The 26218-nt window shown below is 46.2% G+C and carries 28 protein-coding genes and 2 tRNA genes; 11 read left to right on the top strand and 19 right to left on the bottom strand.

Translation table 11 applies throughout. From position 1 onward, the window contains the following. The first annotated feature begins 44 nt into the window (after window positions 1-44). On the top strand, window positions 45-1496 hold the full coding sequence (locus tag QHH00_03305) for a site-2 protease family protein (protein MDH7508408.1): 1452 nt from the start codon (window positions 45-47) through the stop codon (window positions 1494-1496). Here QHH00_03305 and QHH00_03300 read toward each other — a convergent pair. Beyond that, window positions 1480-2487 (bottom strand): methyltransferase domain-containing protein, encoded by a 1008-nt coding sequence (locus tag QHH00_03300; protein ID MDH7508407.1) that lies wholly within the window; start codon window positions 2485-2487, stop codon window positions 1480-1482. The two genes, QHH00_03305 and QHH00_03300, sit on opposite strands and share 17 nt — an antisense overlap. Further along, window positions 2480-3943 (bottom strand): DNA repair and recombination protein RadA, encoded by a 1464-nt coding sequence (gene radA / locus QHH00_03295; protein MDH7508406.1) that lies wholly within the window; start codon window positions 3941-3943, stop codon window positions 2480-2482. Before radA ends, QHH00_03300 begins: the two co-directional genes overlap by 8 nt. A 279-nt stretch (window positions 3944-4222) precedes the next feature. Between radA and QHH00_03290 the strand changes: the two genes are divergently transcribed. Next, window positions 4223-4918, top strand: coding sequence for a hypothetical protein (locus QHH00_03290; GenBank protein MDH7508405.1), 696 nt, complete (start codon window positions 4223-4225; stop codon window positions 4916-4918). A gap of 11 nt (window positions 4919-4929) precedes the next feature. On the opposite strand, the gene cca is transcribed toward QHH00_03290, so the two are convergent. Both cca and QHH00_03280 read right to left on the bottom strand, forming a co-directional pair. Next, on the bottom strand, window positions 4930-6255 hold the full coding sequence (gene cca, locus QHH00_03285) for a CCA tRNA nucleotidyltransferase (protein ID MDH7508404.1): 1326 nt from the start codon (window positions 6253-6255) through the stop codon (window positions 4930-4932). 315 nt (window positions 6256-6570) lie between these two features. Beyond that, a complete protein-coding gene (locus QHH00_03280; protein MDH7508403.1) occupies window positions 6571-7371 on the bottom strand; it encodes an MBL fold metallo-hydrolase in 801 nt (266 codons plus the stop codon). A 148-nt stretch (window positions 7372-7519) separates the two neighbouring features. Between QHH00_03280 and QHH00_03275 the strand changes: the two genes are divergently transcribed. Beyond that, a complete protein-coding gene (locus QHH00_03275; GenBank protein ID MDH7508402.1) occupies window positions 7520-8812 on the top strand; it encodes an amidohydrolase family protein in 1293 nt (430 codons plus the stop codon). 6 nt (window positions 8813-8818) lie between these two features. Here the strand turns inward: QHH00_03275 and QHH00_03270 are convergent. After that, window positions 8819-8931, bottom strand: a tRNA-Tyr gene (locus QHH00_03270). Between the two features lie 173 nt (window positions 8932-9104). Between QHH00_03270 and QHH00_03265 the strand changes: the two genes are divergently transcribed. Beyond that, a complete protein-coding gene (locus QHH00_03265; protein ID MDH7508401.1) occupies window positions 9105-9344 on the top strand; it encodes a ribbon-helix-helix domain-containing protein in 240 nt (79 codons plus the stop codon). 201 nt (window positions 9345-9545) lie between these two features. Here QHH00_03265 and QHH00_03260 read toward each other — a convergent pair whose 3' ends face one another. The 4 genes from QHH00_03260 to QHH00_03245 form a co-directional block, all read right to left on the bottom strand. After that, on the bottom strand, window positions 9546-10310 hold the full coding sequence (locus QHH00_03260) for a proteasome assembly chaperone family protein (protein MDH7508400.1): 765 nt from the start codon (window positions 10308-10310) through the stop codon (window positions 9546-9548). 212 nt (window positions 10311-10522) lie between these two features. Next, window positions 10523-11305 (bottom strand): translation initiation factor IF-2 subunit alpha, encoded by a 783-nt coding sequence (locus QHH00_03255; protein MDH7508399.1) that lies wholly within the window; start codon window positions 11303-11305, stop codon window positions 10523-10525. Further along, the gene (locus QHH00_03250) at window positions 11305-11484 is read right to left on the bottom strand and encodes a 30S ribosomal protein S27e (protein MDH7508398.1); all 180 of its coding nucleotides are present in this window, start codon (window positions 11482-11484) and stop codon (window positions 11305-11307) included. The genes QHH00_03255 and QHH00_03250 overlap by 1 nt, the downstream gene beginning before the upstream one ends. 5 nt (window positions 11485-11489) lie before the next feature. Further along, window positions 11490-11768 (bottom strand): 50S ribosomal protein L44e, encoded by a 279-nt coding sequence (locus tag QHH00_03245; protein ID MDH7508397.1) that lies wholly within the window; start codon window positions 11766-11768, stop codon window positions 11490-11492. A 240-nt stretch (window positions 11769-12008) separates the two neighbouring features. Between QHH00_03245 and QHH00_03240 the strand changes: the two genes are divergently transcribed. After that, window positions 12009-12440, top strand: coding sequence for an ArsR family transcriptional regulator (locus QHH00_03240; protein MDH7508396.1), 432 nt, complete (start codon window positions 12009-12011; stop codon window positions 12438-12440). Here the strand turns inward: QHH00_03240 and rpiA are convergent. From rpiA to QHH00_03225, 3 genes are read right to left on the bottom strand one after another with little or no spacing between them, the layout of a single operon-like run. Further along, window positions 12437-13111, bottom strand: a complete 675-nt coding sequence (gene rpiA, locus QHH00_03235) for a ribose-5-phosphate isomerase RpiA (GenBank protein ID MDH7508395.1) — start codon at window positions 13109-13111, stop codon at window positions 12437-12439. The two genes, QHH00_03240 and rpiA, sit on opposite strands and share 4 nt — an antisense overlap. Continuing rightward, window positions 13086-13826, bottom strand: a complete 741-nt coding sequence (locus QHH00_03230; protein ID MDH7508394.1) for a creatininase family protein — start codon at window positions 13824-13826, stop codon at window positions 13086-13088. The genes rpiA and QHH00_03230 overlap by 26 nt, the downstream gene beginning before the upstream one ends. Further along, window positions 13801-13989 (bottom strand): hypothetical protein, encoded by a 189-nt coding sequence (locus QHH00_03225; protein ID MDH7508393.1) that lies wholly within the window; start codon window positions 13987-13989, stop codon window positions 13801-13803. The genes QHH00_03230 and QHH00_03225 overlap by 26 nt, the downstream gene beginning before the upstream one ends. A 126-nt stretch (window positions 13990-14115) precedes the next feature. Between QHH00_03225 and QHH00_03220 the strand changes: the two genes are divergently transcribed. After that, complete coding sequence (locus QHH00_03220) at window positions 14116-14814, top strand: diphthine--ammonia ligase (GenBank protein MDH7508392.1); 699 nt, start codon at window positions 14116-14118, stop codon at window positions 14812-14814. 31 nt (window positions 14815-14845) lie between these two features. Beyond that, window positions 14846-15361 carry a class I SAM-dependent methyltransferase gene (locus QHH00_03215; GenBank protein ID MDH7508391.1) on the top strand — a complete coding sequence of 172 codons (516 nt, stop codon included), beginning with the start codon at window positions 14846-14848 and terminating at the stop codon, window positions 15359-15361. Here the strand turns inward: QHH00_03215 and QHH00_03210 are convergent. Beyond that, window positions 15349-15834: a peroxiredoxin gene (locus QHH00_03210; GenBank protein ID MDH7508390.1), complete on the bottom strand. Its 486-nt coding sequence runs from the start codon at window positions 15832-15834 to the stop codon at window positions 15349-15351. The genes QHH00_03215 and QHH00_03210 overlap by 13 nt on opposite strands. A gap of 174 nt (window positions 15835-16008) precedes the next feature. Between QHH00_03210 and QHH00_03205 the strand changes: the two genes are divergently transcribed. Together QHH00_03205 and QHH00_03200 are read left to right on the top strand one after the other, a co-directional pair. Further along, window positions 16009-17193, top strand: a complete 1185-nt coding sequence (locus QHH00_03205) for an FprA family A-type flavoprotein (protein ID MDH7508389.1) — start codon at window positions 16009-16011, stop codon at window positions 17191-17193. Window positions 17194-17532: 339 nt separating this feature from the next. Next, window positions 17533-17913, top strand: a complete 381-nt coding sequence (locus QHH00_03200) for an MscL family protein (protein ID MDH7508388.1) — start codon at window positions 17533-17535, stop codon at window positions 17911-17913. Between the two features lie 114 nt (window positions 17914-18027). On the opposite strand, the gene QHH00_03195 is transcribed toward QHH00_03200, so the two are convergent. Continuing rightward, window positions 18028-18102, bottom strand: a tRNA-Pro gene (locus QHH00_03195). Window positions 18103-18268: 166 nt separating this feature from the next. Here QHH00_03195 and QHH00_03190 point away from each other — a divergent pair. Continuing rightward, the gene (locus QHH00_03190) at window positions 18269-19390 is read left to right on the top strand and encodes a transglutaminase-like domain-containing protein (GenBank protein ID MDH7508387.1); all 1122 of its coding nucleotides are present in this window, start codon (window positions 18269-18271) and stop codon (window positions 19388-19390) included. Window positions 19391-19432: 42 nt separating this feature from the next. On the opposite strand, the gene QHH00_03185 is transcribed toward QHH00_03190, so the two are convergent. The 5 genes from QHH00_03185 to QHH00_03165 form a co-directional block, all read right to left on the bottom strand. Continuing rightward, window positions 19433-20407 carry an NAD-dependent epimerase/dehydratase family protein gene (locus QHH00_03185; protein ID MDH7508386.1) on the bottom strand — a complete coding sequence of 325 codons (975 nt, stop codon included), beginning with the start codon at window positions 20405-20407 and terminating at the stop codon, window positions 19433-19435. Further along, on the bottom strand, window positions 20404-20982 hold the full coding sequence (locus QHH00_03180) for an XTP/dITP diphosphatase (GenBank protein ID MDH7508385.1): 579 nt from the start codon (window positions 20980-20982) through the stop codon (window positions 20404-20406). The genes QHH00_03185 and QHH00_03180 overlap by 4 nt, the downstream gene beginning before the upstream one ends. Beyond that, on the bottom strand, window positions 20983-21597 hold the full coding sequence (locus QHH00_03175) for a KEOPS complex kinase/ATPase Bud32 (protein ID MDH7508384.1): 615 nt from the start codon (window positions 21595-21597) through the stop codon (window positions 20983-20985). It abuts the gene before it with no gap. A 137-nt stretch (window positions 21598-21734) separates the two neighbouring features. Continuing rightward, a complete protein-coding gene (locus QHH00_03170) occupies window positions 21735-22820 on the bottom strand; it encodes a GNAT family N-acetyltransferase (protein MDH7508383.1) in 1086 nt (361 codons plus the stop codon). 192 nt (window positions 22821-23012) lie between these two features. Further along, on the bottom strand, window positions 23013-24824 hold the full coding sequence (locus QHH00_03165; GenBank protein ID MDH7508382.1) for an ATP-dependent DNA helicase: 1812 nt from the start codon (window positions 24822-24824) through the stop codon (window positions 23013-23015). A gap of 119 nt (window positions 24825-24943) precedes the next feature. Here QHH00_03165 and QHH00_03160 point away from each other — a divergent pair, with 119 nt between their 5' ends. After that, window positions 24944-26206 carry an MFS transporter gene (locus QHH00_03160; protein ID MDH7508381.1) on the top strand — a complete coding sequence of 421 codons (1263 nt, stop codon included), beginning with the start codon at window positions 24944-24946 and terminating at the stop codon, window positions 26204-26206. The last annotated feature ends 12 nt before the right edge of the window (window positions 26207-26218 follow it).

The raw sequence follows: 26218 nt of genomic DNA, 5'->3' as shown, positions 1-26218 counted from the left end.
GTATTGGGCAAAAGGTTAATAATTAGATTAAGATAGCGTGCGTGATGGCCAATGTTGATGTGGCTGCTGAGATCGAAGCGATTAAGTCGATCATTGGAAAGTATTTTCCAATCTATGATGTTAGATTGACCCACGATTCTCTATCAATTTTCATCACCCCTGACCCACGTACCCTCGATCAGAATTTTGAATCGCTTCGTCGGGAACTCGGCGCTAGGGGTTACATCCCCTTTCTTCACCACCAGGGTGGAGAATATATTATCGCGATCGCTAGGAAGCCCGAGATCAAACGGAGGGGGACGTGGATTAACCAACTCCTTCTTATCGTTACTTTCTTCTCAACTACGTTTGCTGGCGCATACCTCTGGGCGAGTTACAAGGGCGTGTCTTCAGTTCTCACTGTCGACAATTTCCTCTGGGGCGCAGTTTTCTTTGCCATCCCACTGATGACGATGCTCGGGATGCATGAACTGTGCCATTACCTCGCTTCAAAGAAACATGGCGTCGAAGCCTCCCTTCCATATTTCATTCCCTCAGTTCCCCCTCTCGGGACATTCGGAGCGTTTATCTCAATGCGTGAGCCGATGCCCGACAGAAAGGCTCTAGTGGACATAGGAGTAGCTGGGCCAATCGGAGGTCTTATTGTTGCAATTCCACTCGTCATTATTGGTCTTTATCTCACAGCACATGGTGAAGTCCAGTCTGGTGAGCTTGGTACAGGTGGTGCCATCGCGATCGTCGTCCAACCACTTTACCAGTTCTTTATGCTTTTTGTACCTGTTCCTGAAGGCGTTGCCCTTCACCCCACGGCATTTGCGGCCTGGGTCGGTCTACTCGTAACGGCGATTAATCTATTGCCAGCAGGACAGCTTGATGGTGGACACATCGCAAGGGGGCTTCTTGGAGACAAGTCGAGATACCTGAGTTATGCGACAATCGCTCTCCTTTTCATCATGTCCTTCTTTTACATCGGCTGGCTTTTCTTCGCGTTATTGATATTCCTTCTCGGTCTAAGACACCCTGCCCCGCTTAACGATATCTCCAAAGTGGATAATAAGAGGAAAGCGATTGGCGCCGCAGCTCTGGTTATACTCCTATTGACATTTGTTCCAATCCCAGTGGTCGAAATACCCCCAGATCACTCATACGAGATCGTTTTGATAGAGCCACAATCGTCCTCTGTGAATGTCACTCCAGGTCAGAACGTGGTATTCTACATGGTTGTGAACAACACTGGTAACACGTACTTGCATCTCAACTTCGTTATGAAACAAGTCCCTCAGAACTGGAGTGCTATCATTTATTTGAGTAACCAGTCGCGAGAAAACGCGACGAACGCGCTCGAATTCGAGATTCCATATAAGAGATCGGCGAATGTGACCGTGGAGATTACCGTTCCTGAGAACGCAGAGGAAGGGCTGCGCACAATCGTGCTCGATACCTCGTCACAGAGTGAATCACGGACGATCAATTTTCAAATTACGGTAAACGGGTGAATACACAATAGTGCCTTGTCAGTGATCTATGAACTTTCTGTGTATGGATTTCCTGTAGCTTGAGTTTGTCATGTGTTGAATGGCAGGGTGAGGGGAACACGATACTCAGGTGTCCATTGGTCTTCAGGGTATCAGCAATCGCTCCCATTGCCCTCTCGTATAATTGTTTCGGCAGCTCCTTTTTTGTCGTCGCCGAACGGCCATAGGGCGGATCCGTTACGACAGCATCAATTTGATCGAACTCCTCGGCAATCGAGCCAACATCGATGGCCTTCATATCTTCCCACTTCGCTCCGAAATGTTGCATGTTTTTCTTGCACCCCTCGATCATCTCCTCTGACACATCAGATCCGAACACTCTTGCGCCAATTAAGCTCGCTTCTATGAGAATACCACCAGTACCGCAAAACGGGTCCAACAGGGTTTCATTAGCTCTTACCCTAGATAAATTAACGAGTGCTCTTGCGTACCGCGGGTGTAGCGAAATTGGTGAAAAGAACGGTCGTAGTGCTACCTTTCGGCGATCATATTGCTTTCTGTCAATGGCGCGATCATTTATAAAAAAGTGTAGCGCATCAGAAAGGAGGACTCGGATTTCGAGATCTGGGGACTTGAGGTTCACGGTTCTTTCCTTACCAATGATCTCCCCGACTTTTTTCGCAACACTTAGTGAATCAACTTCCTGCATGTACTGTTGATATCTTTTCACGCGAACGCAAAAGGTTCCACCTGGGAGGTCTAGGCCGTCGACAAATTCGCTGAGCTCTTGTATCCTGCAAGACCCAAGATATCGTCCGATGCGGTGCGAGAGCGCGAGACGATACGCGATTCGATCGAGTTTCTCTGGCGAGAAACGGCAAACAAGATATCCTGGACCGGATGCGATGATTGAGTACTGCTCGCATTCAGCGTATACACATGCGAGCGCTTCAGCCTTCGGGAGTGTGGGATGTTCACCCGAGAGCTCGAATAGGAAAGAGTCCTCAGTCACGAATTCCTTCCTCTGAGATCGTGATGACGACCTCTGCTTCGGGGAGGTTCGGCGAATCGATCAATCTTGCGATACGCTTTCCCCCTTTGCTTTTCCTGAGATAAATCCTGAAAGTCGCTGTGTGTCCGACGATATGTCCTCCGATGGGACGCGTGGGATCTCCGAAAAATGCGTCTGGCTTCGCTGCGACCTGATTTGTCACAGCGATGACGGCGTTATTGACATCCGCGAACTTCATGAGATCATGCATGTGTTTATTGAGAGTCTGCTGCCTCTCTGCGAGCGCTCCCCTCCCGATGTATTCCGCTCTGAAATGGGCTGTGAGCGAGTCGACGACCATCAACCTGATCGGTCGCTCTTTCGCAAGGTCTGCTGCCTTTTCGACGAGAAGCATCTGATGATGCGAATTGTAAGCCCTTGCGACGTGAATTTTTCGCAGAGTCTCGATAGGGTCAAGATCAAGGGCTGTCGCCATTTGAACGATCCTCTCTGGCCTGAATGTGTTTTCCGTATCAATGACTACGACTTCGCCCTCCAATCCACCCCTTTCAACGGGCATCGTCGTATTAACCGCGAGCTGAAAACACAGTTGAGTGTTGTGGAGAATTGTTGGCAAGGACCCGCCGACAAATGAATGACCCTCAGGAACCACGAAATCGTAGATGTAATCATTGTACTGGTTTATTCGTATAGATTTGACCCTATCTGAGAAGACTTTTTGACCCTTATCGAATGATCGAAGAAGTTCATCATAGACGGCATTTACGACCGCAATTTTTTGATCCCTTTTGATATGACTCGCTCGAAGCCATTGAACCCCCCCGTCAACGACAACTGGGAGTCTGTGAGCCATACTGAGTGCAATCGTGCGTCCCTTTACGGTCTCAATTTCAACAAGCTCCTTGACCCTCTCTCTATAGATATGTGATGCATATACTGGTTTGACCACTCCATTGATGAAGCCTAGGACTCTCGTACCATGAGTTGAAACAATTTCGCCGTTATCGAAAGTCTCCTTTCCGTTTTCTTCTTTGTAAATGTCAAAAACATCTTCTATAGTGGATACTAATGGTGACCTACCGTACTCAAAGATGACGGGTGTTCCGGCAGAAACACACTTCCCGCTCCCGAATTCGCCATAAAATTCGACAATTGATTGGGTTTCAAATCCTCCCCCCATCAACTCGTCGAGGGCCTTAGAACAGGAGGTCAGTTTGTGGATATTCTTTCTCCTTTCGAGGACTTGATCTCCCGTTTCAAATCCTCCTACATCCGCCGCCTGTTTCGCTGCGGCGATGATCTTTGCGGCTGTGCTCTCTCCGATTTCCGCTATTTCAGCCAGGGTCTTCGGTGATTCGACCGCGATACTCATTAGATCCGTATAACCGGCGTCACGAAGTTTCTCAGCAGTTGCAGGGCCAACACCCGGCAACTCTTCAAGTTTTTTCTCGGGCATTAAAGCACCTCTTCATATCTAATCCTACGAACATTTATAATATATACCCCCCGAGTTCATCGAAAGTGGGGTTAAATAGAGCATGGAAGTCATCCTATTTTAAGTAAAAGCCCTTTGCAATGAAATTACACCATCTAACACTATATTTTTGAAATAATCATCCCCTGCTGGTTCGAAAATCGTTTCCTAATGCTTTCCCGTTTCTGATGTCTCGAGCAATATTCTCAATCAATAGATAATCCAAAGGGTTTTTAATCCTCTCGGCGTTAGGGTGTCGACATGGCCCGAAAAAAGAAGAAAGAAGTCGTTGAAGAGGAGTACGAGTTCATCCCACCAGAATTCGACGAAAAGGCTTTCCTTGAAAATGACATCAGGGGAACAAAGACTCTTCTGTTGACAGCGCTTTTTGCCATTCTCTGTGGCATCGTAGCGTTCCTTGTTGGCGAAATTAACGTATTACTGGGGCTGGTCGTTCTTTTCATCGGCATGTTTGCATTGAGATATATATACATTCTAGTAAAAATCAAGCCCAATGAGATTGAAAAGAAAACCCTTTTTGGTAATCTCGCGCTTTTCTTCCTTCTCTTCCTTGGCATATGGATACTCATGATGAATCCTCCATTTAGCGACCACACGCCGCCGCAAATCTCGGAAGTGACGATCTGGTACCAGGACGGGAGTGGCAACTGGGTTTCTCAGAAACCCTCAGCCTATGCGTTTTCAAATATTCCACGCGATGCGATAATCAATATAACGGCAAAGGTTGCTGATAATGGCAGGTTGAGTTCCGTTCAGATAGGATTTTCAGCCTTGCCCCTCGATAATATGACCCTTGCTTCAGATCATATCTATGAGATCTTGAAGGATCTTTCGGACTTTTCTGGTCCTGGGCCATATGCCTTCTATATCGTTGCCTCCGACTCGTCGGGAAATCAGGCGATATCGGACATATATACGATCCAGGTGACCGGCTGACGATGACACTGCTAGATTTCCCACGGCATTCTCTTATCAAGTATATCGGTCATGATCTTTCTATACTCCTTTCTGAAAACCGCTTTCCCTGATATCACGTCGAATTTTACCTGCTTGAGATCCTTTCCGAGTGAAGTCGTTTTGATCCTATCACGTAGTAGCTGAGCCGCATCTGTGTACTCCCTCCTCGCGATAACAACGAGCTTCCCTTGGTCGATGAATGGCTCGCTGAGTCCTGTCTTTCCTTTCCATTTCTCGAGGAATCGTTTTGAATGCTCTATCCACATCGGCGGCCCTTCGTGTCTCTTTGCAGTCGGCAGTTTCAAGGATTCAATCTCAAATGCAATCAGTACGTAACGATCGGCGCGTGACACCCTGTCGACGACCGTGAAGTCGTGGTTTTTGAGGAGGTTGGATATGCTCTCTTCTGTCTTCCTAATCTGAGGGTATAGGTCATCATCGATAATATCCGGCCGATCGAAGCGAACGATGACTGGAGCCGTCTCTCTTTTTTTGAAACATTCTCTAATTCTTTTGATTTTCCAGTCTTCCCTCTTTTTCGGAAAGAAAAAGCGTTCATTCTTTTCTTTTAAATAAGATGCACATGCGTAAATAAATCGAGAAAATGAATTAATTGAGACAGGAGAGGCGACATTCCGTGAGAGATCAACTGGATCATAGAAAATCAGTGGATCGTCGAACTTAGTGTCGCCGGGGCGCTCGAGCCATAGTCTCTCGCCGTATTTCCACTGGGACGCTGATTTTACTACCGAAAGAAAATCTCCGTACCTGAGGACGAGTAGCTCGACCAAATAACCCGAGAACCCCTGTATCTTCGCCTCAGCTCCATACACCCCAATGCCTTTCATAAACTGTTTCAAAAGACGAACCTCTGGCTTCTGGTGTTCTGTAATTTTTTTCTTGATGAACTCAGTGTGGAACGGGGTTCGGTCGACGGCACTTTTTATTTTCGAAGGATTTTCAATTCTGTAGCATGGCACGAGATCGACGTCGAGTCCCCTGTATTTCCCGTGAATGTACGGGTGTTCTGCGTAGCGCTCCTCACCTCCGAGAACTCTCCTTCCGATGTCTAGCCCGATCGTCTCTAACTCGTCTCGATCAACAGATGGCGGAAACATGACAAAGATATCGATATCAGGTCTGGGAAGGTATGTGTCCTTCGCAACTGATCCGACGAGTCGGGCTTCCAGTGGAAAATTGAATCTGGATATTTCCTTTTCAACTTTCTTCATGAGATCTGACACGACTCGATCGACGAATCTTCTGTGTTCTGTGTCAGGTGTGATCCTCTTTAGGATTTCTTCCTCGAGCATCATGCATTGACCTTATTGAATTTGAATAAGAATAATACTTCTGCGTGCTTCGGTTCCAATCCCTTGCGAATACTGTGGCCAAATTTAACAGTTAAAAAAAACTAAAGGGGGGTTCGGCGCCCGAGGCCGGCGTGGTGGGGATAACAAAAAAAGCTTAGGAGGAAAGTTGAGCCACCGGCCCCGAGCGCCTAATTCGGCATAATATGCACTACTATAAAAAACTATCTACTAACATGTTCGAGCTTCGACATTGTCCGATGCATTTTCATCGGGCGCAATTCAAGCGCTTATATACTTGCAACGGGCAATCGACTTTGTTCAATTTCGGCGGCGCTTTCTGTTGATGTGTATTTCGTCTCCAATATGAACGCTGGCAAAATCGGTCATCGCGATTGTCTCAATACCTGATTCCTTTTCAATGTACTTGGCCTGCTTCTCTGCTCCCTCGCTGAGCAACTTCATGCCGAAGTGCGTCAAGAGAACAATTTCCGGACAAACTGATCTTGCAAATTCAGCCGCGTCGTCTGTGTTCATATGGTAGGATATTCTCGAGCCGAGAGGCCTTGTCACGCACAAGATTATCACACGGCTACTACGATGTGCCTTTATGACCTCTTCGCCAACTTCTGAATCGCCCACATACGAAATTATGCCGTTAGAAGTGTGAAAACGAAATCCAATGCCAGTAGGATCGCTGTGAATTGTTGGCGTCGCCTCGATCAGAATCCCGTCAACTGAAGTCTTATCTCCTGGCTTAAGGGACAAAACATTTTCAGGCAGCGAACGGTGATATCTTGAAATTGCCGGTCCAAAAGCATCCTTCCCGTCAATTACACTCTTACTTCCGATGACGATTCCTCTGCGCCCAAAACCACCGCACGTCATCCCTTCAATCAGTATCTCTGCATCAGTATAGTGGTCTGGGTGGCAGTGTGAAATGAGTATGGCATCCGTTCTCGCAGGGTCGATTGACATTTTTTTCATTGCAACGAGTGCACCTGGCCCTGGGTCGAGATGAATTCTGGCACTATCGCTAATGTAAATGCCACCGGTGCTTCTCGCTTGGTATATCGTGGCGAATCTTCCGCCGCTGGTGCCTAGAAATGTGATCGTTGTCAAGTTGACGCCTTCAATAGCTGATTTATCGAAGTAATGATGCGATCTGAAATATTCTTTTCTGAAACTTTTTTTTGAACCGGAGGAGTTCCCTATCCGATACCATAGGTCTTGCTAAATTTTAATATTCTAGGCCTCGATCATCGAGTGAATGAAAATTGCAATAAGGGACGCGTGGATCATTACTCAAAATAAAAATCGAGAGATCCTCCGCGGCGACCTCCTCATCGAAGATGGCATCATCAAGGATATCGGAAAAGTCTCCTCGGACGTTGACGAAGAAATCGACTCACACGGGGATATAGTTCTGCCGGGCTTGATCAACACCCACACCCATATCTCAATGGCAATCATGAAGGGAGTTGCCGATGACGTTTCATTTCCAGATTTTCTTTCAAGAGTCTTTTCGATTGATGCCCAAAGAACACCTGAGGATATCTACGCTGGTACGCAGCTTGGATGTTTGGAAATGATTCGCAGTGGGACGACAACATTTGTAGATTTATACTATGCTGAAGACATTATCGCAAAGGCTGTTGACGAAATGGGTTTAAGGGCAGTCTTATGTTGGGCTGTGCTTGACGAGGAATTCACAACGCAAAAGGGTCGACCCCTTGACAATTGCAAGCGCTTCTGCCAGTCGATTGCTAACAAAGGAAGCAGGATCACACCTGGCGTTGGTCTCCAGGGCGTTTACGTTTGCTCGAGGGAAACATTCCTCGAAGCAAAAGAATATGCCGATGAGAGGAATCTCCTCCTACATTTTCATTTGTCTGAGACGAGGAAAGAAGTTAACGATCATCGGAAAAAAACGGGGATGCGGCCAGCTGAATATCTTGAGAAAATCGGATTTCTTGGAAGAAATTGCCTTGCTTCCCACGCATGCTGGCTGACACTCAACGAGGTGCGGATACTTGCAAAGAACAACACAAGTGTTTCGACCTGCCCTGTTTCGAACATGAAACTGGCCACCGGTGGCGTTGCGCCGATTCCTGAGATGAGGAAAGAAGGGGTTGTTGTTTCGATCGGTACTGATAGTTCGACGACGAACAACAGTCTTGACATGTTTGGAGAGATGAAGACACTCTCGCTTATTCAGAAATCGAGTCGATGGGATCCTACTGTTCTTAGTGCTCAGGAAATTCTTGATTTTGCGACAATCGGCGGTGCTACAGCAATTGGGTTGGACCGATTGATAGGATCGATTGAGCCCGGCAAGAAAGCAGACATCGTGATTCTTGACGGCACGGCACCAAATCTATCGCCTATCAGACGTGGCACGCTCGTCTCAAATGTAGTCTACTCATCGTCGCAAGCAAATGTCAAGACAGTCATATGCGATGGAAAGGTTTTGATGAAGAATTGGGAGATCAAGGGCATTGACGAGATGGCAGTGTTGAATCGCGCAAGTGAGGCAGCGAAGAAATTATTTCCGAATGATTAGCAAGAATGGTCCCGACTCCCGGATTTGAACCGGGGGCCTGCTGATCTCGGCGGCTGTTTGACCGGCAATCCGGTAACCCACTACAGTCAGCCGCTCTAGCCAGACTGAGCTAAGTCGGGAACCCTCAACCCTATTATCGGGGTCGTATTTAGAATTTTGTTCTTTCCTTCCTTAAAATTTATGGCTGGGAGATTTTGTTTTGAGGACAACAATATTTAAATATAGACGCGATAATATCTTTCTTGTCAGACAAAAGAGGTCGTTTGTACCTCTTAGATCTCCAGGTGCAATAATGGCCGAGGAAGAGCTAGAAAAAATAACGATACGCTTGCCTAGCAGGTATATCAGGGCACTTGACTTCCTCGTCAAAGTCGATGACTTTCCGTCAAGGTCTGAGGCAATCAGGGCCGCGATCAGAGATTTCATTTATGCACGACTTGACCTAGTCATGGATAAGATTAGAAAAATGGAGGAAGCAGAAAAGACGCTCGCATCGATGGAGATCTTCGAGGAACGATACCTGAAAAAGTAGCTTGTGAGAATGGGATGGGATGCACATTCTCCGATGAGAGGTCACGATTACCTCCCCCCTTTATTTTTTTTGATAGTGGAATGATCGCATGAAGTAGATGATTTATTTTACCAGGATGTAAGTTTTGCACAGAATATCAAAAATGAAAGAATTAAAAAAATTGGAAGCGATCTCGCTTCTTTATTCCAGAAAACTGACTCCTCATCCGATATAGCCTAGGTCTTCTCTCTTCGGCTCAGGTGGTGTTTCAATCTCCCGGATCTTTGATGTGATGAGATCGATCTGTTCAGCTTTGTCTTCGAGCGCGCTGAAATCGATATCGACGCTCAGGACCTCGGCGAGAACTCTTAGTACGACCTCGGCGCCTTTGGGGTCAACGAAATAGCCAGATGTCTCGCCCATAAGACATACCGCTCGCATCCCATAGATCTTGCCGAGGCCAAGCAGAAGGCCGCTCGCTCCAACGATGCCGCTTCCTGGCTCTCCCTTTGAAAAGACGACGCCATGCTTCTTCATTTCCTCAACGAGCTCTTTATCGGTAGCCGCCCCTAAAACGCGAGGTTTTTCAACGATCTTCCCTACACCATATCCGCCCAGGGTAAAGATCATCTTGACACCATATTTCTTCGCTATTTGTAAGACATGGTCTGAAAGTTCGTATTGTCCGTCTGGTGTGAGTCCCTGATAATCGCCGACGAGAATGATTAGATCTGGCCGTTTCCCGTCACCTTTGGAGTAATAGAGCTCGTTGTTCACAAGTTTGATCAGCCCCTCGTCGTCGACCAGCACTTGTGGGGGAAAGTACTTCGAATAGATCTCCGCAAATTTGACCGCTTCTATTTGTTCGAGCAGATGCTCAGCAGCAAGTTTGCCAACGTTTCCGACACCCGGTAACCCCTCAACTAGTATAGGATTTTCCAATTTTGGATCTTCATAGAATATCGTTTTGATATACTCCGTAATCATCACCTCTCTCCTTCCTCAATCTTCTTCTATATGTTCCATATCTATCCTCAGGGGAAAATTTTGGCGGAGTTGCCACGACACTTCTCCTTCCGCATCTCGGGCAAGTTTCCCCCAACGTATATTCCTGGCACTTTGGGCATTTTCTAAGCGAAGTTCTCATTATTAACTTTTCCCCTTTTAAATATCATACAATCTCTCAGGTAACCACTCTTTTATTTCGTTTCACGGGAGAAGATACCCTGTCCCCCCATCTGTTTAATTGTGGCAAGTATCTTATCGCTGACTCTTTTCATTTCATCTTCAGCGGTCTTGTAATCTGGAGCTGTTACCACTATCCGGTACCGCGGCGCGCCGACATACTGAATTTTGACCTTTTCCTTTGCAGATTCCAAACCTTCTATGAGTGCCTTCCTTATTCTTTCCACGCCGTCTGGAAGCGCGCAAGTTAATTCGATTTGCCCATCGATTTGGACAAATGGTGGGATGACATTCTCTTTTGCCACTTCGATGAAAACCTGCGTCCATGGCCCCTCTAGATCATTCTCGATCAGCGAATTCGGATTGCCAGCACATTGCTCAAAAGCACCATAGAGTGTGCCATACTTTTCGATAAGTTTATAGCCGAACTCTTCGTAGCACTCCTGGACGCTCTTATTGAGACGTTGAGCGACAATCTCCATAAGCTTTTCTGCTTTCTTCTCATTCTTCCATTGTTGGATCTTTTCCCTTCGCTGGTGTTCATTAACTGACTTTAATGAGAGATCGATATGTCCCTTTGAAGGATCAACACCGAGAACCTTACAAACGATTTTCTGGCCCTCACGCACATAATCCCTAATGTATTTTATCCATCCAGTGGCAACGTCCCTAATGTGGATGAAGCCCTCCTTATTGTCATATTCGTCAAGGGTCACAAAAGCCCCGAAATTCTTAACGTTTTGAACAGTGCATACAACGAGCTCGCCCTCTTCAGGGAATTCGCTTATTCTGACCATTAGTCGACCACCCCGAGCAGCTCGCCCTTAATTTCGCCCTTTCCACCAGTCGGTTTGATGAGAGTCGAACCGCAGACATGGCACACGACAGGTGTAGATGGCTTTTTGAAAGCGATCTGCTCGTTACCACAATCGGGGCATTTGATCTTTATAAACTTACCAGTCCTGACATCGGCCATCGGAATCACTCCACTAGTTCGAATTTCTTAGCTCTAAAGCACGGTTTTTGATGAGCCTTTTTACATGCTTTGCATCGATATCTTAGAGCGATCCGTTTAGTGGGCTTTTCACGGCCTTCTGGTTTCGGACGCGGGAAACCACCGTAACCAGCGGTTGCCCTCCTGAATCTCCTTTGCCCCCATTTGAGCTCACTCGCTTTCTTTTTCTTGACCCTTTCGACTTCGTGTTCTGTATGAGTCTTGCAGTGAGGGCAGTAAGTCCTAATGATTCTAGGCATTTTCATGAACTTTCACCTTGGGCGCAAGTTGCCCTAATACTCATTTAATATATAAATTCTTATCAGATTTCTTGAGAATCCTGATCGTCTGGACAAAATTCATATTTTTGATAGCTGAGGATGGTTCTCTATTTGCAATTACATCATTAGCGATGGCATTCTGGCACATGGCCAGAAGATTTGAATTTATTTTTCAAATAGAAAAGAATATATATCTTCTTAATAATTAAATAAAAATCGAAAGACATGACTGAAAGGGGCTTCAACAAGAGGGATGAGGCGCTGGTAGAGCTTTTGATGAGCACGGGAATGCCGAGAAATGTCGCCAAAACACTCGCTTTTCTGAGAAAGAAGCCGGAGACCACATCGGTGGAAATCGAGGTTTCGACGGCATTGCGTCAGCCAGAAGTCTCAATCGCGATGCAGGAGTTGCGCCGGCGAAAATGGGTGACGAAAAGAGACATCAAAAAGGAAGGGAAAGGGCGTCCGATTCATGCATATCGCCTAGCCATACCATTTGAGAAGATTATTGAAACGATCGAAAAGGAAGAACGGAAGCGCATCGAGAAGATCGAGCAGAATGTCAATCAATTGAAGCAGTTCGCGTCGTTGAGCTCAGAAGGTGTCCCTGAAACTGAAGATGCCAGGGTGGCACAGCAGCAGGGCCAGATAAACTAAACCCGATCGCGTTTTTTCACAGTTACCCCATGGTCGGTGCCCACGACGATCTCAGTGGCAAGACCGATGAAGAGACCGTTCTCAACAACGCCAGGAATCGAATTTATTCGTTTTTCTATTTCCTCGGGGTCGTAGATTCTTCCGAAATAGCAGTCATAAATGTAGAGGCCATTGTCCGTTACAAACGGCGCATTATTCCCCCTGAGTTTTGCGGTACAACCGAGTCTTTCAAGTCTTTCCCTCGTCATCTTGTGTCCGAAAGGCACGACTTCAACGGGCAATGGCGAACGTGTCCCGAGGACGTTAACGACCTTAGAATCGTCGACGATGATGATTTCCTCTCGCGAAGCGTACGCCACGATCTTTTCTCTGAGCAATGCGCCCCCTAACCCCTTAATGAGCCGCATATCGGGATCAACTTCGTCCGCTCCGTCGATTGTAAGGTCGATCACTTCGACATCATCGATCGATGTGATCGGAATGCCAAATTCCTTTGCGAGCCGTTCAGTCTCGATCGAGGTGGGCACACCGATGACGTTCAATCCTTTCTTGCACAATTCACCGATTTTCCGTAAAGCATAATAGACAGTTGTCCCTGTCCCGAGGCCGACGATCATTCCGTCCTTTATTCGTTCGACTGCTTTCTCAGCGGCGATCTCCTTCTTGATCATGATTTTCTCTCCCAAAATTCTCATTGATCAATTGTTCAATTCTCTCAATGATATAGTTGTTTATGCGTTCGCCGATTTCCCGAGTCGCGTTCGTCGGGTCACCAACTATGCCATCTGGATAGCAAGTTTCTGGATTTTTTACAATCATGAATTTTTTGTCAAGGAATTTCCCTTTCCGGCGACGGCTTTTGACGAGGTCTGGGGCGATTGCTAGAAGCCGCGCCGTTTCGATGAGTCCGCCGTGGCCATCAGTCGAATCAAATTTGATTATCTCCCCAAGTTCTTTTGCAATTTCGTAATCCGTCAGGAGCATCAATTTCAAATCGAATTGCTCGACCGCGTCTTGGCATGCAAGCTTCAACGCTGCCATATGGACAGCGCCCGCATGTCCACTCAGAATTACGATTTTCCGCGCACCATTTTTCGCTAGGGAAGCCAGGATTTCATAAACTATGCTTCTCAGTGTTTCAAATCTGATTGAAATCGTTCCTGGCATGTTCTTTGTTGAACTGTGGCATCCATATCTAATTGGAGGAGCTACAAGCCCTCCGATCTTTTCAGCAAGCTGCATTGCGATGGCTTCGGGCTGGAGTGAATCGGTCGAAAGGGGAAGATGGTCACCGTGTGCTTCAGTTGCACCAATTGGTACAAATATGACGGGATCAAGCTGCATAATTTTCTTAAACTCCTCACTTGTGAGATCGTCGAGACGCAAGACACTCACCCTTTTCTGGAGTCAACTCGATCAACGAGCATCCACAGACTGGACAGATCTTCCTTGATAGGGAATCGAGGTTGAACATCTCCTTTAGCTTCTTATCGATCTCATCGATTCTCTCCTTCCTTATCCCTTTTTCACAACGAGGACAATAATACATTAGACCGGACATTCCAATCGCGCATAATTAAGATTCTCGATCTCCCTTTTTTTGGAAGATAAAGTTGATTTCTCGGGATTGCACCTCGTGAAAATATTGAAATTTCCCTAACTCTGATACTCTGCCGTGAATTTAGCATCGCTTTTCTCAGGCGGGAAAGACTCAACTTTCGCGATATATCTCATGGAGCAACAGGGACACACGGTCGATTATCTCGTTAGCGTCATTCCATCCAATCCCGATTCGTGGCTTTTTCACACACCCAACCTTCATCTATTACCACTTCATGCCAGAGCAATGGAAAAAACTCTCATATCGATTGAAAGTGATGGGACGGAGGAAAGTGATCTCTTTGCATTGAGAGAGATCCTCTCTGATCTTGAAGTCGATGGCATCATCACTGGCGCGATTGCTTCGGATTATCAATGGGATAGGGTCAACAGTGTTTGTGAAGATCTTGGCATACGCGTTTTCTCCCCTCTATGGCGCAAGAACGAATTGACAGTGCTGAGAGAAGAAATCGGTGCGGGAATTAAATCGATCATCGTGAGCGTCTCGGCTGAAGGGCTTGGACCTTCATACTTGGGAAAAGAAATTAACGATGACATCCTAACTTCACTGCTTTCACTTCATAGCCGCTATCGGGTTAATGTAAGTGGTGAAGGGGGGGAATATGAAACCTTTGTGATCGACTCACCGCTTCACCGAGCATCTATTAAATTGCTCGATGTTGCCACTGAAATTCATCGTGACCGCAGTCGATTGACTATTAAAAAAGCTGTTTTGGAGAGATGTCGAAATGCCGCCACATCGTTTCAGTCCTGATAACAAAGCGAGTCTTGTTGATGATCGTCGAATGAGAATACAACCCGCCGAAGAAATTGTAGAGCGGGCGGAGATCCGTGATCATGAGGTCTGCCTCGATATTGGGAGCGGGGTAGGGTATGTCGCGATTCCAGCCGCAGTTCGTGCTGCATACATCATCGCACTCGACGCTGAACGCGAAATGCTTGAATCTTTAATAAAGAGAGTCACAGGGAATGTAGGAGATAGGGTCCTCCCCCTGATTGCGGAACTGCCCGATTTACCCATAAAATCGGAAACAATCGATCATGTCCTCGCGATCAACGTGATCCACGAAATAGAGGAAAAGGAACGCCTCTCATCGGAAATCTCGAGGGTACTGAGGAAGGGTGGGCGCCTAAGCGTCGTCGATTTCCACAAAAAAACAACATCATTCGGACCACCTCTTCACGAGCGATTGTCCGAAGAAGAAATGATCGCATTTTTCCATGACTTATTTCTTCTTAAAAAGTACAGTTTCGACGAGTTTTATCAGCTCGAGTTTCTCAAGAGTGATCACTTTCCGTGAGCCTTTTTCACTTCAGCGCGGATCTCCTCGTAATTTGGTTCAAAGGAGGGATCATCTGCGATCCAGATGTATCTAATAACACCATTGGAGTCCAGGACAAAAACGGCCCGATTTGAATATCCTTTTAGATATCCCTCTTGGCCGTAAAGGACCCCATACTTTTTTGAAACTTTTCCATCAAAATCACTCAACAGGGGGAATGGAAACTTCATGTGTTCAGCCCAGGCCCGGTGAGAAAAGATGCTATTTGTGCTGATCGCAAGAATTCTCGCATTGTATTTGCGAAATTCCTCATACATTTCCTTGAACGCCCGCATCACCACATTGCACATCATCCCCCAATCCGAAACATAAAAAACGATGATGACGGGCCCAGAACCAAGGATACCTCTGAGACTGATTTTCTCACCAAGAGTTGAAGGTAGCTCGAAATCAGGTGCTTCCATTCCGATTTTTAGTAAACTATCAGCCATAGTTCAAGCGCGCTCTATCCTCCTTCCCCTTAAAATCAGTTTCGCCCTTTGTGTTTAGCGTCCGTGATTTACGAATTGTTTTGGCGATGAATTGATATTGAGGATGCTTGCATCTTATTCTCTATCAGCGAAGGGCTAGCAAAGCTGATCATTGGAAGTTCGGTGGTGATTGAAATGAAACTCGATGTAAGGGAAATTTCGAAAGGTGTGTACTGGGTTGGCGTCAAAGATTGGTGGAGGCGACTATTCGATGCCCTTATCCCTTTGCCCTATGGCACCTCATATAACGCCTATCTGGTTATTGGAGATAAGAACAACGCCCTTATCGATACGGTTAACCCAGGTTTTGAAGATCATCTAGCGGCAAAAATTAACAGTATTGCTGACTTCGACTCGATTGGTTATGTCGTTATGAACCATGCTGAGCCTGACCACGCAGGAGGGATACCTTACGTCATGCGATATGCAAAGAAGGCAATGCTCGTCGCAACGGAGAAGGGCGCGAAGGTCGCTCAGGTTTATTACGGTGTGCCATCAGAAAGAATCATGATAGTCAGAGAAGGCGATACGATCGACCTCGGCGGGAAAACTTTAAAGTTCATCGATGCGCCCTGGTTGCACTGGCCCGAGACCATGTTCACTTATCTCATCGAGAACAAGGTTTTATTCCCTTGCGATTTTCTTGGAATGCACACAGCTTTTGGTTTCTGGGACGATGAGGTTGAACAGCTACCCTCTCTAGCGAAGAGATACTTCGGCGAAATCATGATGCCTTTCAGGAAAATGGGGCAAAAAGCGATCGAAAGAATCGAAAAGATGGAAATTGATCTGATCGCTCCGAGTCACGGCCCCGTACACCGGCACCCTCAAAGGATGATTGAATACTATAGGAAATGGACAACTGGGCAAACTGAAAAGAAAGCGCTCGTGATTTACACGACGATGTGGAACTCAACTGCTGCTATGGTGGATACAATGGTGGAGACTCTACAGGCGAACGGTGTTGATGTGAGACTTTACAACATCGCGAATTCTGATGTCGGGAACATTGCAGAGGACCTCGTGGATTCCAGTGCAATCGTACTTGGTGCCCCAACGGTTCTCGGCGGATTGCATCCGATCGCACTCTATATTGCAATGCTGGCTAAGGCGCTAAGGCCACCTGCGAAGTACGCAGCTGTTCTCAGCTCCTATGGATGGGGTGGAGGAGCGGTAAAACAGGCTGCGGAAATCCTCGAACCAACAAAAATCGAGATTGTAGGAGCCATTGAAATCAACGGGCCTCCGACTGCAGCAGACCATGAGAAAATCATACATCTCGCAGAAGATCTCAGTAAAAAAATAATGAGCGGTCAATAGTCGAATAGAAATGTCAAGGTATTGTCAAAAAATTGATTGGGGCACCTCCCCCAGTCTTTTCTTCACCTTGTTTCTCGATATGGATAATAGTCTTTTTCAGGAAATCTCTTGCGGTTTGACGTAGTTCACAAGTGATAGATCAGTTGCAAGATGAAATTCTCCTAGAAAGAAGTTTATTGTCAAAGCCAGTTATTGACCATTAAGTATTCCAGAAAAACTCACAAAAATTAAGCAATTAACGTCCAGTCTCGCACAGGGAATTCAGTCTGTAGCTATTAAAAGACATATTAACAATGGTTTTGGCAATATATTAATACGGCAAAATAGGTGTTATAACATATGGAACGAGAGGATAAGTTACTGGAAGAATTACGACGAATCAGAGAGATTTTGGAACCTAAGCCAGCACCTCCTCCGCCCAAGGGTTTTCGCGCTGAGTTCATCGATTTTCTTTCGAAGTATAAGGTCATAGGACTCGCCGTCGCCTTCATTATGGGCGTTTATCTTGGGGTTCTAGTTCAAGCGCTCGTCAAGGATCTCCTAATGCCTCTCATCGGCCTGGCACTCCCTGGACTAGAGAATCTTTCGACCTTCACAGTCCAGGTTGGCAGCCAATATTTCGGCATCGGGGACTTCTTGGTTGCATTGATCACTTTCATTATCGTGGCGTTGGTGATTTTCCTCATCGTCAAGATGACGGCGAAATGGAAACTCCAGTAATCCCTTTCCTTTTTTTTGTGAAATGATAGCGCGCAGAGCGATCAGATCAATTCAGAACTGGGCGAATAGAATTAAACTTATACACCTCAACTGGTTAACGGAAAAATTCATTAATGGGGCCGCCCGAATTTGAATCGGGGTCTCAGGCTCCCAAAGCCCGAAGGATGGACCAAGCTACCCCACGGCCCCGCTCTTCCTCGGAATAGGGCAATTCGAATTAAATATTTCCTATATCTCGTTTTTTTGAGCGCGTCGCGAAATTTCGGAAAATAGAACAATGCTTCCACAATTGCATAATACAGTTTTCTACTTCTCCGGGAAGAATTTTTATCGCTCGTTCATCGTTGGTGGTATGATGAGAAGGCCCGTGGTATTCCTTGTGGTTCTGATACTCCTCTCATCTTCCTTTTTCTCTGGCTGTTTATTCGAATCATCCGAGGAAGGCTTTACGCATGACGACCTCAGGGCACCTAAAATCCTTTTTATTTCGAATCTGCCAATCTCTCTTCCGTCGCCGCTTTCCGCATCGAAACCGACTTATTCATATACTCTCAGATGGGCAATGAGTAGCGTATATGCCAGCTACGGTGGTGTATTATCCCTGGAAATAGAAAACAAGGGCAATACAGCACTCTTCATTTACGGTTATGGACTTAAATGGATCAACTATACTGTAGAATATTTCAGATCCTCGAGTATATATGTTTATCCAGGAGAAACAAAGCCGCTCGGCGTCCTCGCTTTCCGCGCACCTCCTGATCCACAATATAAGATGTATACTATCATGTTGAAGTTATGTGTCTCAGACTCATCCTTCAATAAATGGCACGACTACGGCACCGTTGACAGCGGTGACAGGTTCGCAGAAATAAAACCCCTTGAAGAACCACGGAATTACTCGGTGCAGAAAAACGTCAAGAATTATTATAATAAAGTGAACTCACTTGTCAACGTTTCTTCTGTTGGAGACGTTGTCGAAGAAATTCGTGCGTCTTATCCTGGGAACTATTCTACTCTTCAGATCGCAGAAGCTTTTGATTGGGTTAGATCGCATATCACTTACAAATCAGATGAAACTGGTGATTACTGGCAGAGTGCCTACGAGACCTTGCAAAGGGGGAGTGGTGATTGCGAGGATCAAGCGATTCTCCTTGCATCGATCATCACAGCCTTAGGCGGTAATGCACGCATCAACATCATCGAAGGACATGCATTTGCGAGTGTTTTTATCGCATCTGATGGATATCAACTTCCCCGTATCCAGCAATCATTACGCACTTTCTATGGGACGAACGTCACTATGCATGTCCTCTCTGATGATCTAGGGCACTGGCTCGTTATAGACACAACTGGATCGATGTATGCGGGGGGCTTGCCGGCGAACGCTTCACCGACATCTAGTACCTCATTCAGTAATTGGACGTTCGCGTTCACTGACTGGTTAATTCAGATTGATGTGACGGGAAAGGCACATTAGCAGGGCTCCGCTATTGAGATAATTCCGATGAATGCGCCAGCATCATCGTTCTACCCGACGCTCTCCAATCATTTCTCTTACGGCTTTTCGCACTGCGTCGGCACTGCTCAATTTCGGTCTCCATCCAAGTCGTTCAATTTTTTGGATAGAAAGAAGCATCTCTTTGACATCACCAACCCAGCCTCTGCCTCCCTTGACTCCCCCTGTCCACAGATAAGCAACATCAGCAAGGCCCAGCTCTTCTACGACAATGTCAGCAATTTGCTTGACGGTAATGCTGTCCTCCGAACCGATGTTGAAGATCTCCACCGATGATCCCGCTTTTTCAGTGCCAAGGATCATCGCATCGATGCACTCTGAAACATGGATGTACGACTTTCTCGTCCCAGGGGGTGAACCAAGGATTTCGAGGTTCTTCGGATCCCTCTCCAACTTTTTCAAGAAGTCGTGAAGAACATTATGCGTGCTTCTCGGGCCCACGACATTTGCAAATCTGAAAATTACAGAACTCATGTCAAAAGTGTGACAGTAAGCGCTTATGAGCGCTTCGCATGCTAGCTTCGAAGCGCCGTAAAGCGATATTGGTAGAAGGGGGCCGTAATTCTCCGGCGTCGGAATGATTTCAGGCTCACCATAAACTGTTGAGGTAGATGGAAAGACGATACTCTTGATGCATTGTTTCCTAGCCGCTTCCAAAACGCGGTATGTGACAAATACATTTTGATCAAGGTGTATGCGTGTGTCGCTGGTGCCGACTCTAACTTCAGGATTTGCTGCAAAATGAAAAATGATTTCGGAACCACAGAAAATCTCGTCCAAATTAAGGGAAAGTAGATCGCCGTTGAGCAACTCGAAATTCCTATTCCCCTCTATCGATGCGAGGAATTCTCGTTTTCCAGCGCTGAAATTATCGATACCGATGACCTCATTCTTGGCATTAACGAGGCGCTCGGTCAGATGGCTGCCGATAAATCCCGCACAACCAGTGACGATGATTCTCCTGTCTTGCAGTTTCATTGTCCTCTCCTGTCTGGGGCGAAAAATCGCTCCTCCAGCGCGCTCACTAACGCGGAAATCGCTTTCCCACGGTGAGAAATACGATTCTTCTCCTCTATGGACATTTCTGCAAATGTCCGCGTTCCGCCCTTTGGGATAAAGATCGGATCAAATCCAAACCCTCCATCCCCTCGCTCTTCTGTGCTGATCACTCCATACGTTCTCTCACTAACAATAATTTCCTTGTCATCAATTATGCAACCAATGCAGCATTGAAAATAGGCTTCACGATCCTCGACACCATTCATCAATTTAAGAATGCCAGAACATCCGAGCGTCTTGAAAACGTAAGAGGAATATACGCCTGGAAACCCTTTCAAATGCCTAATAAAGAGGCCGGAATCATCGAGAATGAAATTCGTCATGCCTTTCATTTTGAGCTCATCGAGGCAGTGATGCACAACCTCTTCAAGTGAATCCGCCTGGATTTCCTCGCAATCAACATCGCTCATTTCAACCTCGATACCGAGCGGAGTAAGTGCAGCGCCGAGTTCTTCGATTTTCCATCGGTTCGATGTGACGATGGAGAGCCTCATCTAAGTATACCGCCCCCTGCTCTCAATCTCCTTCATCCGTTTGATGACGGCGTCAGCATTTTCGAAATGTTCTCTGTAGGAGTCGATCACGATCTGGAATTTGTCAAATATCTCCGAATGCGCTGAGAGAAACGCTTCCTTTAACAGATGAAAATCCACCCCGAGTTCTTCGATCTTGGCATTTTTTTCGCCTAACGAGAAGTCGATGAGCCAGATCTTATCGTCACGGAGGATCATGTTCGATGTCGTAAGATCTCCATGAGCGATCCCATTTCTGTGAAGCATCGCGGTTAATCGACCGATCTCCAAACAAATCCTTTCGAGATCTTTACTATCCGCTTTTGAAAGCGCATCTTTAACCCTTTCGCCCTCAATCTTTTCCATTACCAGTTCTGCTTTATGAAGATCGATATCGTAAATAATTGGCGTTGGGACGCCGAGCTGTCTGGCCTCACGTATAAGTCTTGCCTCGTTTTTCGTGCGCTGGGCCCGCAATTGACGGTCAAGCTCTGGGTGCCTATAATTCTTCGGCACTCTGCTCTTGACGATAACCGTTCGACCCATCCACCTATCTACCCTAATTTCTGCTTCAGCGCCTCTTCTGATAATCTCCACGCATCGAAAAATGCTACACGATTAATAATCTTTTTTTTTCTTCTGCTAAATCTAAAATCTTCGAGATGTTTGGAGCTAAATTCGATTTGAACTGCTCTAAGTTGCAATATTCAGTTCACTGATGTTCTTGAAACCGTTCAGATCCAATCAGAGTCGCCAAAAACGAAGTGCACCTTTTTTCTTCTTTCCTCGACGATTCCTTGCATTATTCTCTTATCACTCCGGTCCTTGTAGAGAATGATCATCGATTGATCATTTTGTTTTCTCGGTCGCAGGAAGCCAATTTTCCTCAAGGACGAGGTGTAGGGGTGCCTACTCGGAAGCCAACAATAAACACTAACCGCTCCTTTTTCAAGAAGACGTTCAATCGCTTCGGCTAGAAGAATGGTGGCGGCGTAATTAGAACCAGGCCTCACAAGGATATCAACAATCTCGCCATATTTCACGGGCTTATTCCCTATGAATTTGAATACAATATAGCCGATTACCGTTCCATTCTCGTACGCGAGGAGTATGTTAAATTCCCCCGCGTCCTTGTCAGCGTATCTCCAATTGAGATATTCTTGATCTTTGAAAACAGCGAGATCAAATTGGATCAATGCGGATGACACCAAATCATCGATGTTTTCGTCAAACCTGTTTCCCGGTATGATTTTAAGATCGTCGGCCCCAAGGATTCCATTCAATGTAATGAATCTTCTGAGGCGGATGTATTGCTCGTACATGAGTTTCTTTGATTTCTCTAAAAAACCACCCTTGAAGAACAAGGAGGGTCTTGTAATGAGTTCATACCGGACCATGTCGACGCCGATTTCTTTGTGCCCGCTCTTCTTCGCAAAATCAGCATGAAAACGATCGCTCGTAAATGCGAGATCGATCTGGACATTCTTTTTTTCCCTTTGTTCGTTTCTACATTTTATTGCGAGCATAGCAGCATTCTTGTGACGATATTCGGGGTGGGTAAGGACATCAACGCCTTGCGATCCCAATACAACCTCACCTCTCACCCAAATGAATATAGGGACTGCAGCTGCGTGGGAAATGACCTCGCCTTTTTCTTCGACTACACAGATAATGCCAGAGCCTGCTGGATTCCGAAGGAATTTCCAGTCCCAATACTTCGAAGGCTCGATATCTATTTCCGCGGAAGGCCATATACTATTGCTGCACAGTAATCTAATGACTCCCTCTTTATCTTCGATACGAAAAGGTCTAGCGATCATCATTTTTCACTGCATTATTCTGAATTGATTTGTGATGTGTTGTAATTCTAGTTTAACGATAATTAATCTTATGCCTACTTTTGATATTGATTGAGAAAGAACATTTATTCGTAGTGAAAGGGGTTCTGGAATCATTTTCTTTTAAAGCGATAGGAGAGCTTTTCCAGTCAACATTGAAAGGTCTTACTGGACTCAATCAGAATTGATATTTTTTGCCGTAAAGAAGTCATGGATCATACTTATCGGGTCTTCAAAGGTCTTGATCTGAAAATCATTGGGAAAAACACCCTTGATGGTAGGATCAGAGTATCTTTCATCGAGCAATGCGATTACAGCGCGATCGCTTTCACTCCTAATGGCACGTCCTGCCGCTTGTAGAACCTTAGAAATTGCGGGATAAATATCGAAGTAGAGTTCCGCCATCCTTTCCCCTATCTTATCTTTAAATCGATCTTTTATTGCAATATTCTCGATTGATGGAGGGTTCATCGGAAAACCTGCGATGATCACACAGGATATGATATTGTTCTTGAAATCAACACCCTCTGAAAATGACCCACCAATCGGCGCGAGTACCAAGCAGTGTTGATTGCGCGTTAATTCCGTGATTATCGCTTCCTTCTCACTCTTCCTGCACCCCCTCTTTTCTATCAAAACGCTTCTTGCAAACTTCATTGGATCCAATTTCGATCTAACTGCGTCCAGGAAATCGTAAGAGGTGAAGAAACAGAGCACGTTGCCCCGGACGACAGCAGAAATGTCTGTGATGATCTTCGCCATAGTTGAATAGGTGGTTTCCGAACGCGTCCTGTACCTTGACGAAACCTGGGGTACGGCTAGAATTAACCGATTTTCAACAGGAAATGGCGATGGATATCGCCGGCACGCGCATCTCCCTTTCACACCGAGAAGATCGGCAAACATTTCTGGGGGGTGAAGCGTGCCGCTCATCACGATCACACAACGTGTTGCGTCAAATACGGGTTTAGATATCAGGGCCGGATCGATCAAGTGCACGACGATTGATTTCGAGCTCCTGTCGACATACCTAACACTTGACTCACCGAACCGGTGCCACATTGAAAGAAAAGTGATGATCTCACGATGTTTCATCAAATCTAATGGCTCGAGGTGTTTTGAGAATTCACGCGCAAGCCCCTCAGTATCTATGCAGGCATTGGCGATGAGCATGTCATCCAGCTCTCTCGTGCTAAGTAGTTCATCACCTTGGTGTGTTGATAATATCTTGAGAAAAGCGCTCCTGATGGCACCAATATCTTCGCGAAATTTCTTAAACGATTTTGAATTCACCGCCCGTTGGATCGAATGCAAAGTTAGAATTCCAGTGTGATTCTCGATGATTCTTCTCGGTAGGTTGTGGCCTTCATCGACAATAATGACCGTTTCGGAAATCTTTTTTTTGAACCTATCGAGGATCGGCCGTGTATTGAACGCGAAGAAGTGATTGTAGTCGCAGACGACGAGATCTGATCGGGGCATTGCGCACATCGCTGCGAAATACGGGCAAACACCCTCCTTGAGGCAGACTCTCATCAGCTCCTGTACATGCAAGGGCTGCGCAAGTATCCTTTCAATCATTTCATTTGTGATCTCTCTCGAGAAAAAACAGGCGTTGTCGTTTATGCACTGGATACGTCTTTCTCTCGTTGCAAGGCACATATCTTCTTGAGCGATGATATCTATCGCCCTGATCTCTTCCTTTTCGTGGATTCGCTTGGCCGTCTCGACTGCAACGGCGTGTTGGGATTGTCTCGCAGTCAGGAAGAAAAGAATCCCTTCGTTCTGTAAGACGTATTCCAGCGCTGCTGCCATACTCACTGCTGTTTTACCGAGTCCCGTGGGGGCGTGTGCAAAAAGATGAATCCCGTGCTTGACACATTCCCTAGCATGTTTAAGAAACAAGTCCTGACCCTTTCTTGCATCCGGGAAAGGAAAAAGATCCTTCGGGACATTCCTACGGCAGTCAATAGATGATATTCCCATTACTGCCTCAGTCTCGTCTCGTCCAACGAAGAAGTTTCTGTTAAGAGTATACTAATTCTGTTTCTCAACGATTTAAAACATTATTAAAAAAGATGATAAGACCGGCATGAAATCTCCTGATGATATCTGTGGAGAACGATGATATAATACGATTATCGTCGCGACGTGCGGCAACAATTGCGTTGACCCTTTTTCTTGCAACACTCGTCGGCTACATTGCCAGGGCAAATGTTTCTGTCGCACTTCCATTCGTGGCCGATGAATATGGATGGGGGTCTGAGCAGCTCGGTGAACTGGGTGGGGTTTTACTTGGCATCTTTCTTGTCGGATACGGAATCTCAAATATCTTTATCAGCCCGCTTATCGATTATTTCGGGCCCAAAAAAAGTCTCATTTTTGCTGTCCTGGCATGGTCGGCCCTAACCGTTCTCACGGGCTTTTTTGGCACCTTCGTTATGATCTTCATTTTGGCAAGATTCTTTCTTGGTCTTTCACAAGGTCCGCTCTTTCCCAGTGCAAGTAAGGTCGTCGGCACATGGTTCCCACCCTCGGGTCGGGCACGAGTCAATGCGTTATACCTTAGTTCAGGATTTTTATCGAATCTCCTCGTGCCGCTTCTGCTTCTCCCGCTGATCGTTGCAACAAGCTGGCAGTTCATGTTCTATGCAGTTGGAGCGGCTGGCTTCATTCTCTTGATTCCTCTCTGGAGGTGTCTGTGCGATCATCCGCATGAAGCACGATCTCGGCCGGAATCGCGTATATCCATGCGTTCCCTTATCGAGCTGACAAGACAGAACTTGAGTGAATCGGTAAGAATCAAAGGTCTTTTCATCATCACTTTTTCGTTTCTATCCATTAATTTGGCGTGGTGGGGGCTCTCTCTCTGGCTACCCACTTATTTCCTCGTTGCCAAGGGATTTTCTGTTGAGGAGTTAGTTTGGGGAGCTTCACTTCCGTATATTGGCGGGCTCTGTGGCATGTATACTGGATCGTGGATAAGCGATCGGACAGGGAGGCGTGTCGAGACGGCGTTCATCTTCGCTGTAATCGACGCGATTTTTCTTCTCCTACTAATCGTAGTATTTCCTCATGACCATGTCGTTCTTGTCGCTAGCGCTATTTTCTTCTTCCTTGGCGTGATGGCGCCTACATCGTTCACGCTATTGCAAAGTATTACTCCGGCGCGACTGATTGGGAGCGCAACAGGGATTATGAATGGTATAGCAAACGGTGGGGCGGTGTTCGGACCCGTTCTCCTCGGCATGGCAGTCGCATTCACTTCTTCCTATGACATCGGTCTCATTATCATGGCGATTTTCCAGGTCATTGGTGCCCTTCTCCTCGTCTTGTTCCTCAGAAAGACTCGTGAAAAATCAATATAATTGATTTGGGGA

The sequence above is a fragment of the Methanomassiliicoccales archaeon genome, from assembly GCA_029907465.1.
Taxonomy (GTDB): Archaea; Thermoplasmatota; Thermoplasmata; order Methanomassiliicoccales; family JACIVX01; genus JACIVX01.
This window is presented reverse-complemented; position numbering and strand designations above follow the sequence as displayed.

Bases quoted from the DNA above. Each gene is read 5' to 3' on its own strand.
- QHH00_03290 (MDH7508405.1), top strand. From the start codon at position 4,223: ATGGCCCGAAAAAAGAAGAAAGAAGTCGTTGAAGAGGAGTACGAGTTC.
- QHH00_03260 (MDH7508400.1), bottom strand. From the start codon at position 10,310: ATGATTACGGAGTATATCAAAACGATATTCTATGAAGATCCAAAATTG.
- radA (MDH7508406.1), bottom strand. From the start codon at position 3,943: ATGCCCGAGAAAAAACTTGAAGAGTTGCCGGGTGTTGGCCCTGCAACT.
- QHH00_03200 (MDH7508388.1), top strand. From the start codon at position 17,533: ATGGAACGAGAGGATAAGTTACTGGAAGAATTACGACGAATCAGAGAG.
- QHH00_03305 (MDH7508408.1), top strand. From the start codon at position 45: ATGGCCAATGTTGATGTGGCTGCTGAGATCGAAGCGATTAAGTCGATC.
- QHH00_03225 (MDH7508393.1), bottom strand. From the start codon at position 13,989: ATGTATTATTGTCCTCGTTGTGAAAAAGGGATAAGGAAGGAGAGAATC.
- QHH00_03265 (MDH7508401.1), top strand. From the start codon at position 9,105: ATGGCCGAGGAAGAGCTAGAAAAAATAACGATACGCTTGCCTAGCAGG.
- cca (MDH7508404.1), bottom strand. From the start codon at position 6,255: ATGATGCTCGAGGAAGAAATCCTAAAGAGGATCACACCTGACACAGAA.
- QHH00_03180 (MDH7508385.1), bottom strand. From the start codon at position 20,982: ATGAGGCTCTCCATCGTCACATCGAACCGATGGAAAATCGAAGAACTC.
- QHH00_03170 (MDH7508383.1), bottom strand. From the start codon at position 22,820: ATGATCGCTAGACCTTTTCGTATCGAAGATAAAGAGGGAGTCATTAGA.
- QHH00_03165 (MDH7508382.1), bottom strand. From the start codon at position 24,824: ATGGGAATATCATCTATTGACTGCCGTAGGAATGTCCCGAAGGATCTT.
- QHH00_03275 (MDH7508402.1), top strand. From the start codon at position 7,520: ATGAAAATTGCAATAAGGGACGCGTGGATCATTACTCAAAATAAAAAT.
- QHH00_03190 (MDH7508387.1), top strand. From the start codon at position 18,269: ATGAGAAGGCCCGTGGTATTCCTTGTGGTTCTGATACTCCTCTCATCT.
- QHH00_03245 (MDH7508397.1), bottom strand. From the start codon at position 11,768: ATGAAAATGCCTAGAATCATTAGGACTTACTGCCCTCACTGCAAGACT.
- QHH00_03255 (MDH7508399.1), bottom strand. From the start codon at position 11,305: ATGGTCAGAATAAGCGAATTCCCTGAAGAGGGCGAGCTCGTTGTATGC.
- QHH00_03160 (MDH7508381.1), top strand. From the start codon at position 24,944: ATGATATCTGTGGAGAACGATGATATAATACGATTATCGTCGCGACGT.
- QHH00_03210 (MDH7508390.1), bottom strand. From the start codon at position 15,834: ATGGCTGATAGTTTACTAAAAATCGGAATGGAAGCACCTGATTTCGAG.
- rpiA (MDH7508395.1), bottom strand. From the start codon at position 13,111: ATGATCAAGAAGGAGATCGCCGCTGAGAAAGCAGTCGAACGAATAAAG.
- QHH00_03240 (MDH7508396.1), top strand. From the start codon at position 12,009: ATGACTGAAAGGGGCTTCAACAAGAGGGATGAGGCGCTGGTAGAGCTT.
- QHH00_03215 (MDH7508391.1), top strand. From the start codon at position 14,846: ATGAGAATACAACCCGCCGAAGAAATTGTAGAGCGGGCGGAGATCCGT.
- QHH00_03250 (MDH7508398.1), bottom strand. From the start codon at position 11,484: ATGGCCGATGTCAGGACTGGTAAGTTTATAAAGATCAAATGCCCCGAT.
- QHH00_03185 (MDH7508386.1), bottom strand. From the start codon at position 20,407: ATGAAACTGCAAGACAGGAGAATCATCGTCACTGGTTGTGCGGGATTT.
- QHH00_03205 (MDH7508389.1), top strand. From the start codon at position 16,009: ATGAAACTCGATGTAAGGGAAATTTCGAAAGGTGTGTACTGGGTTGGC.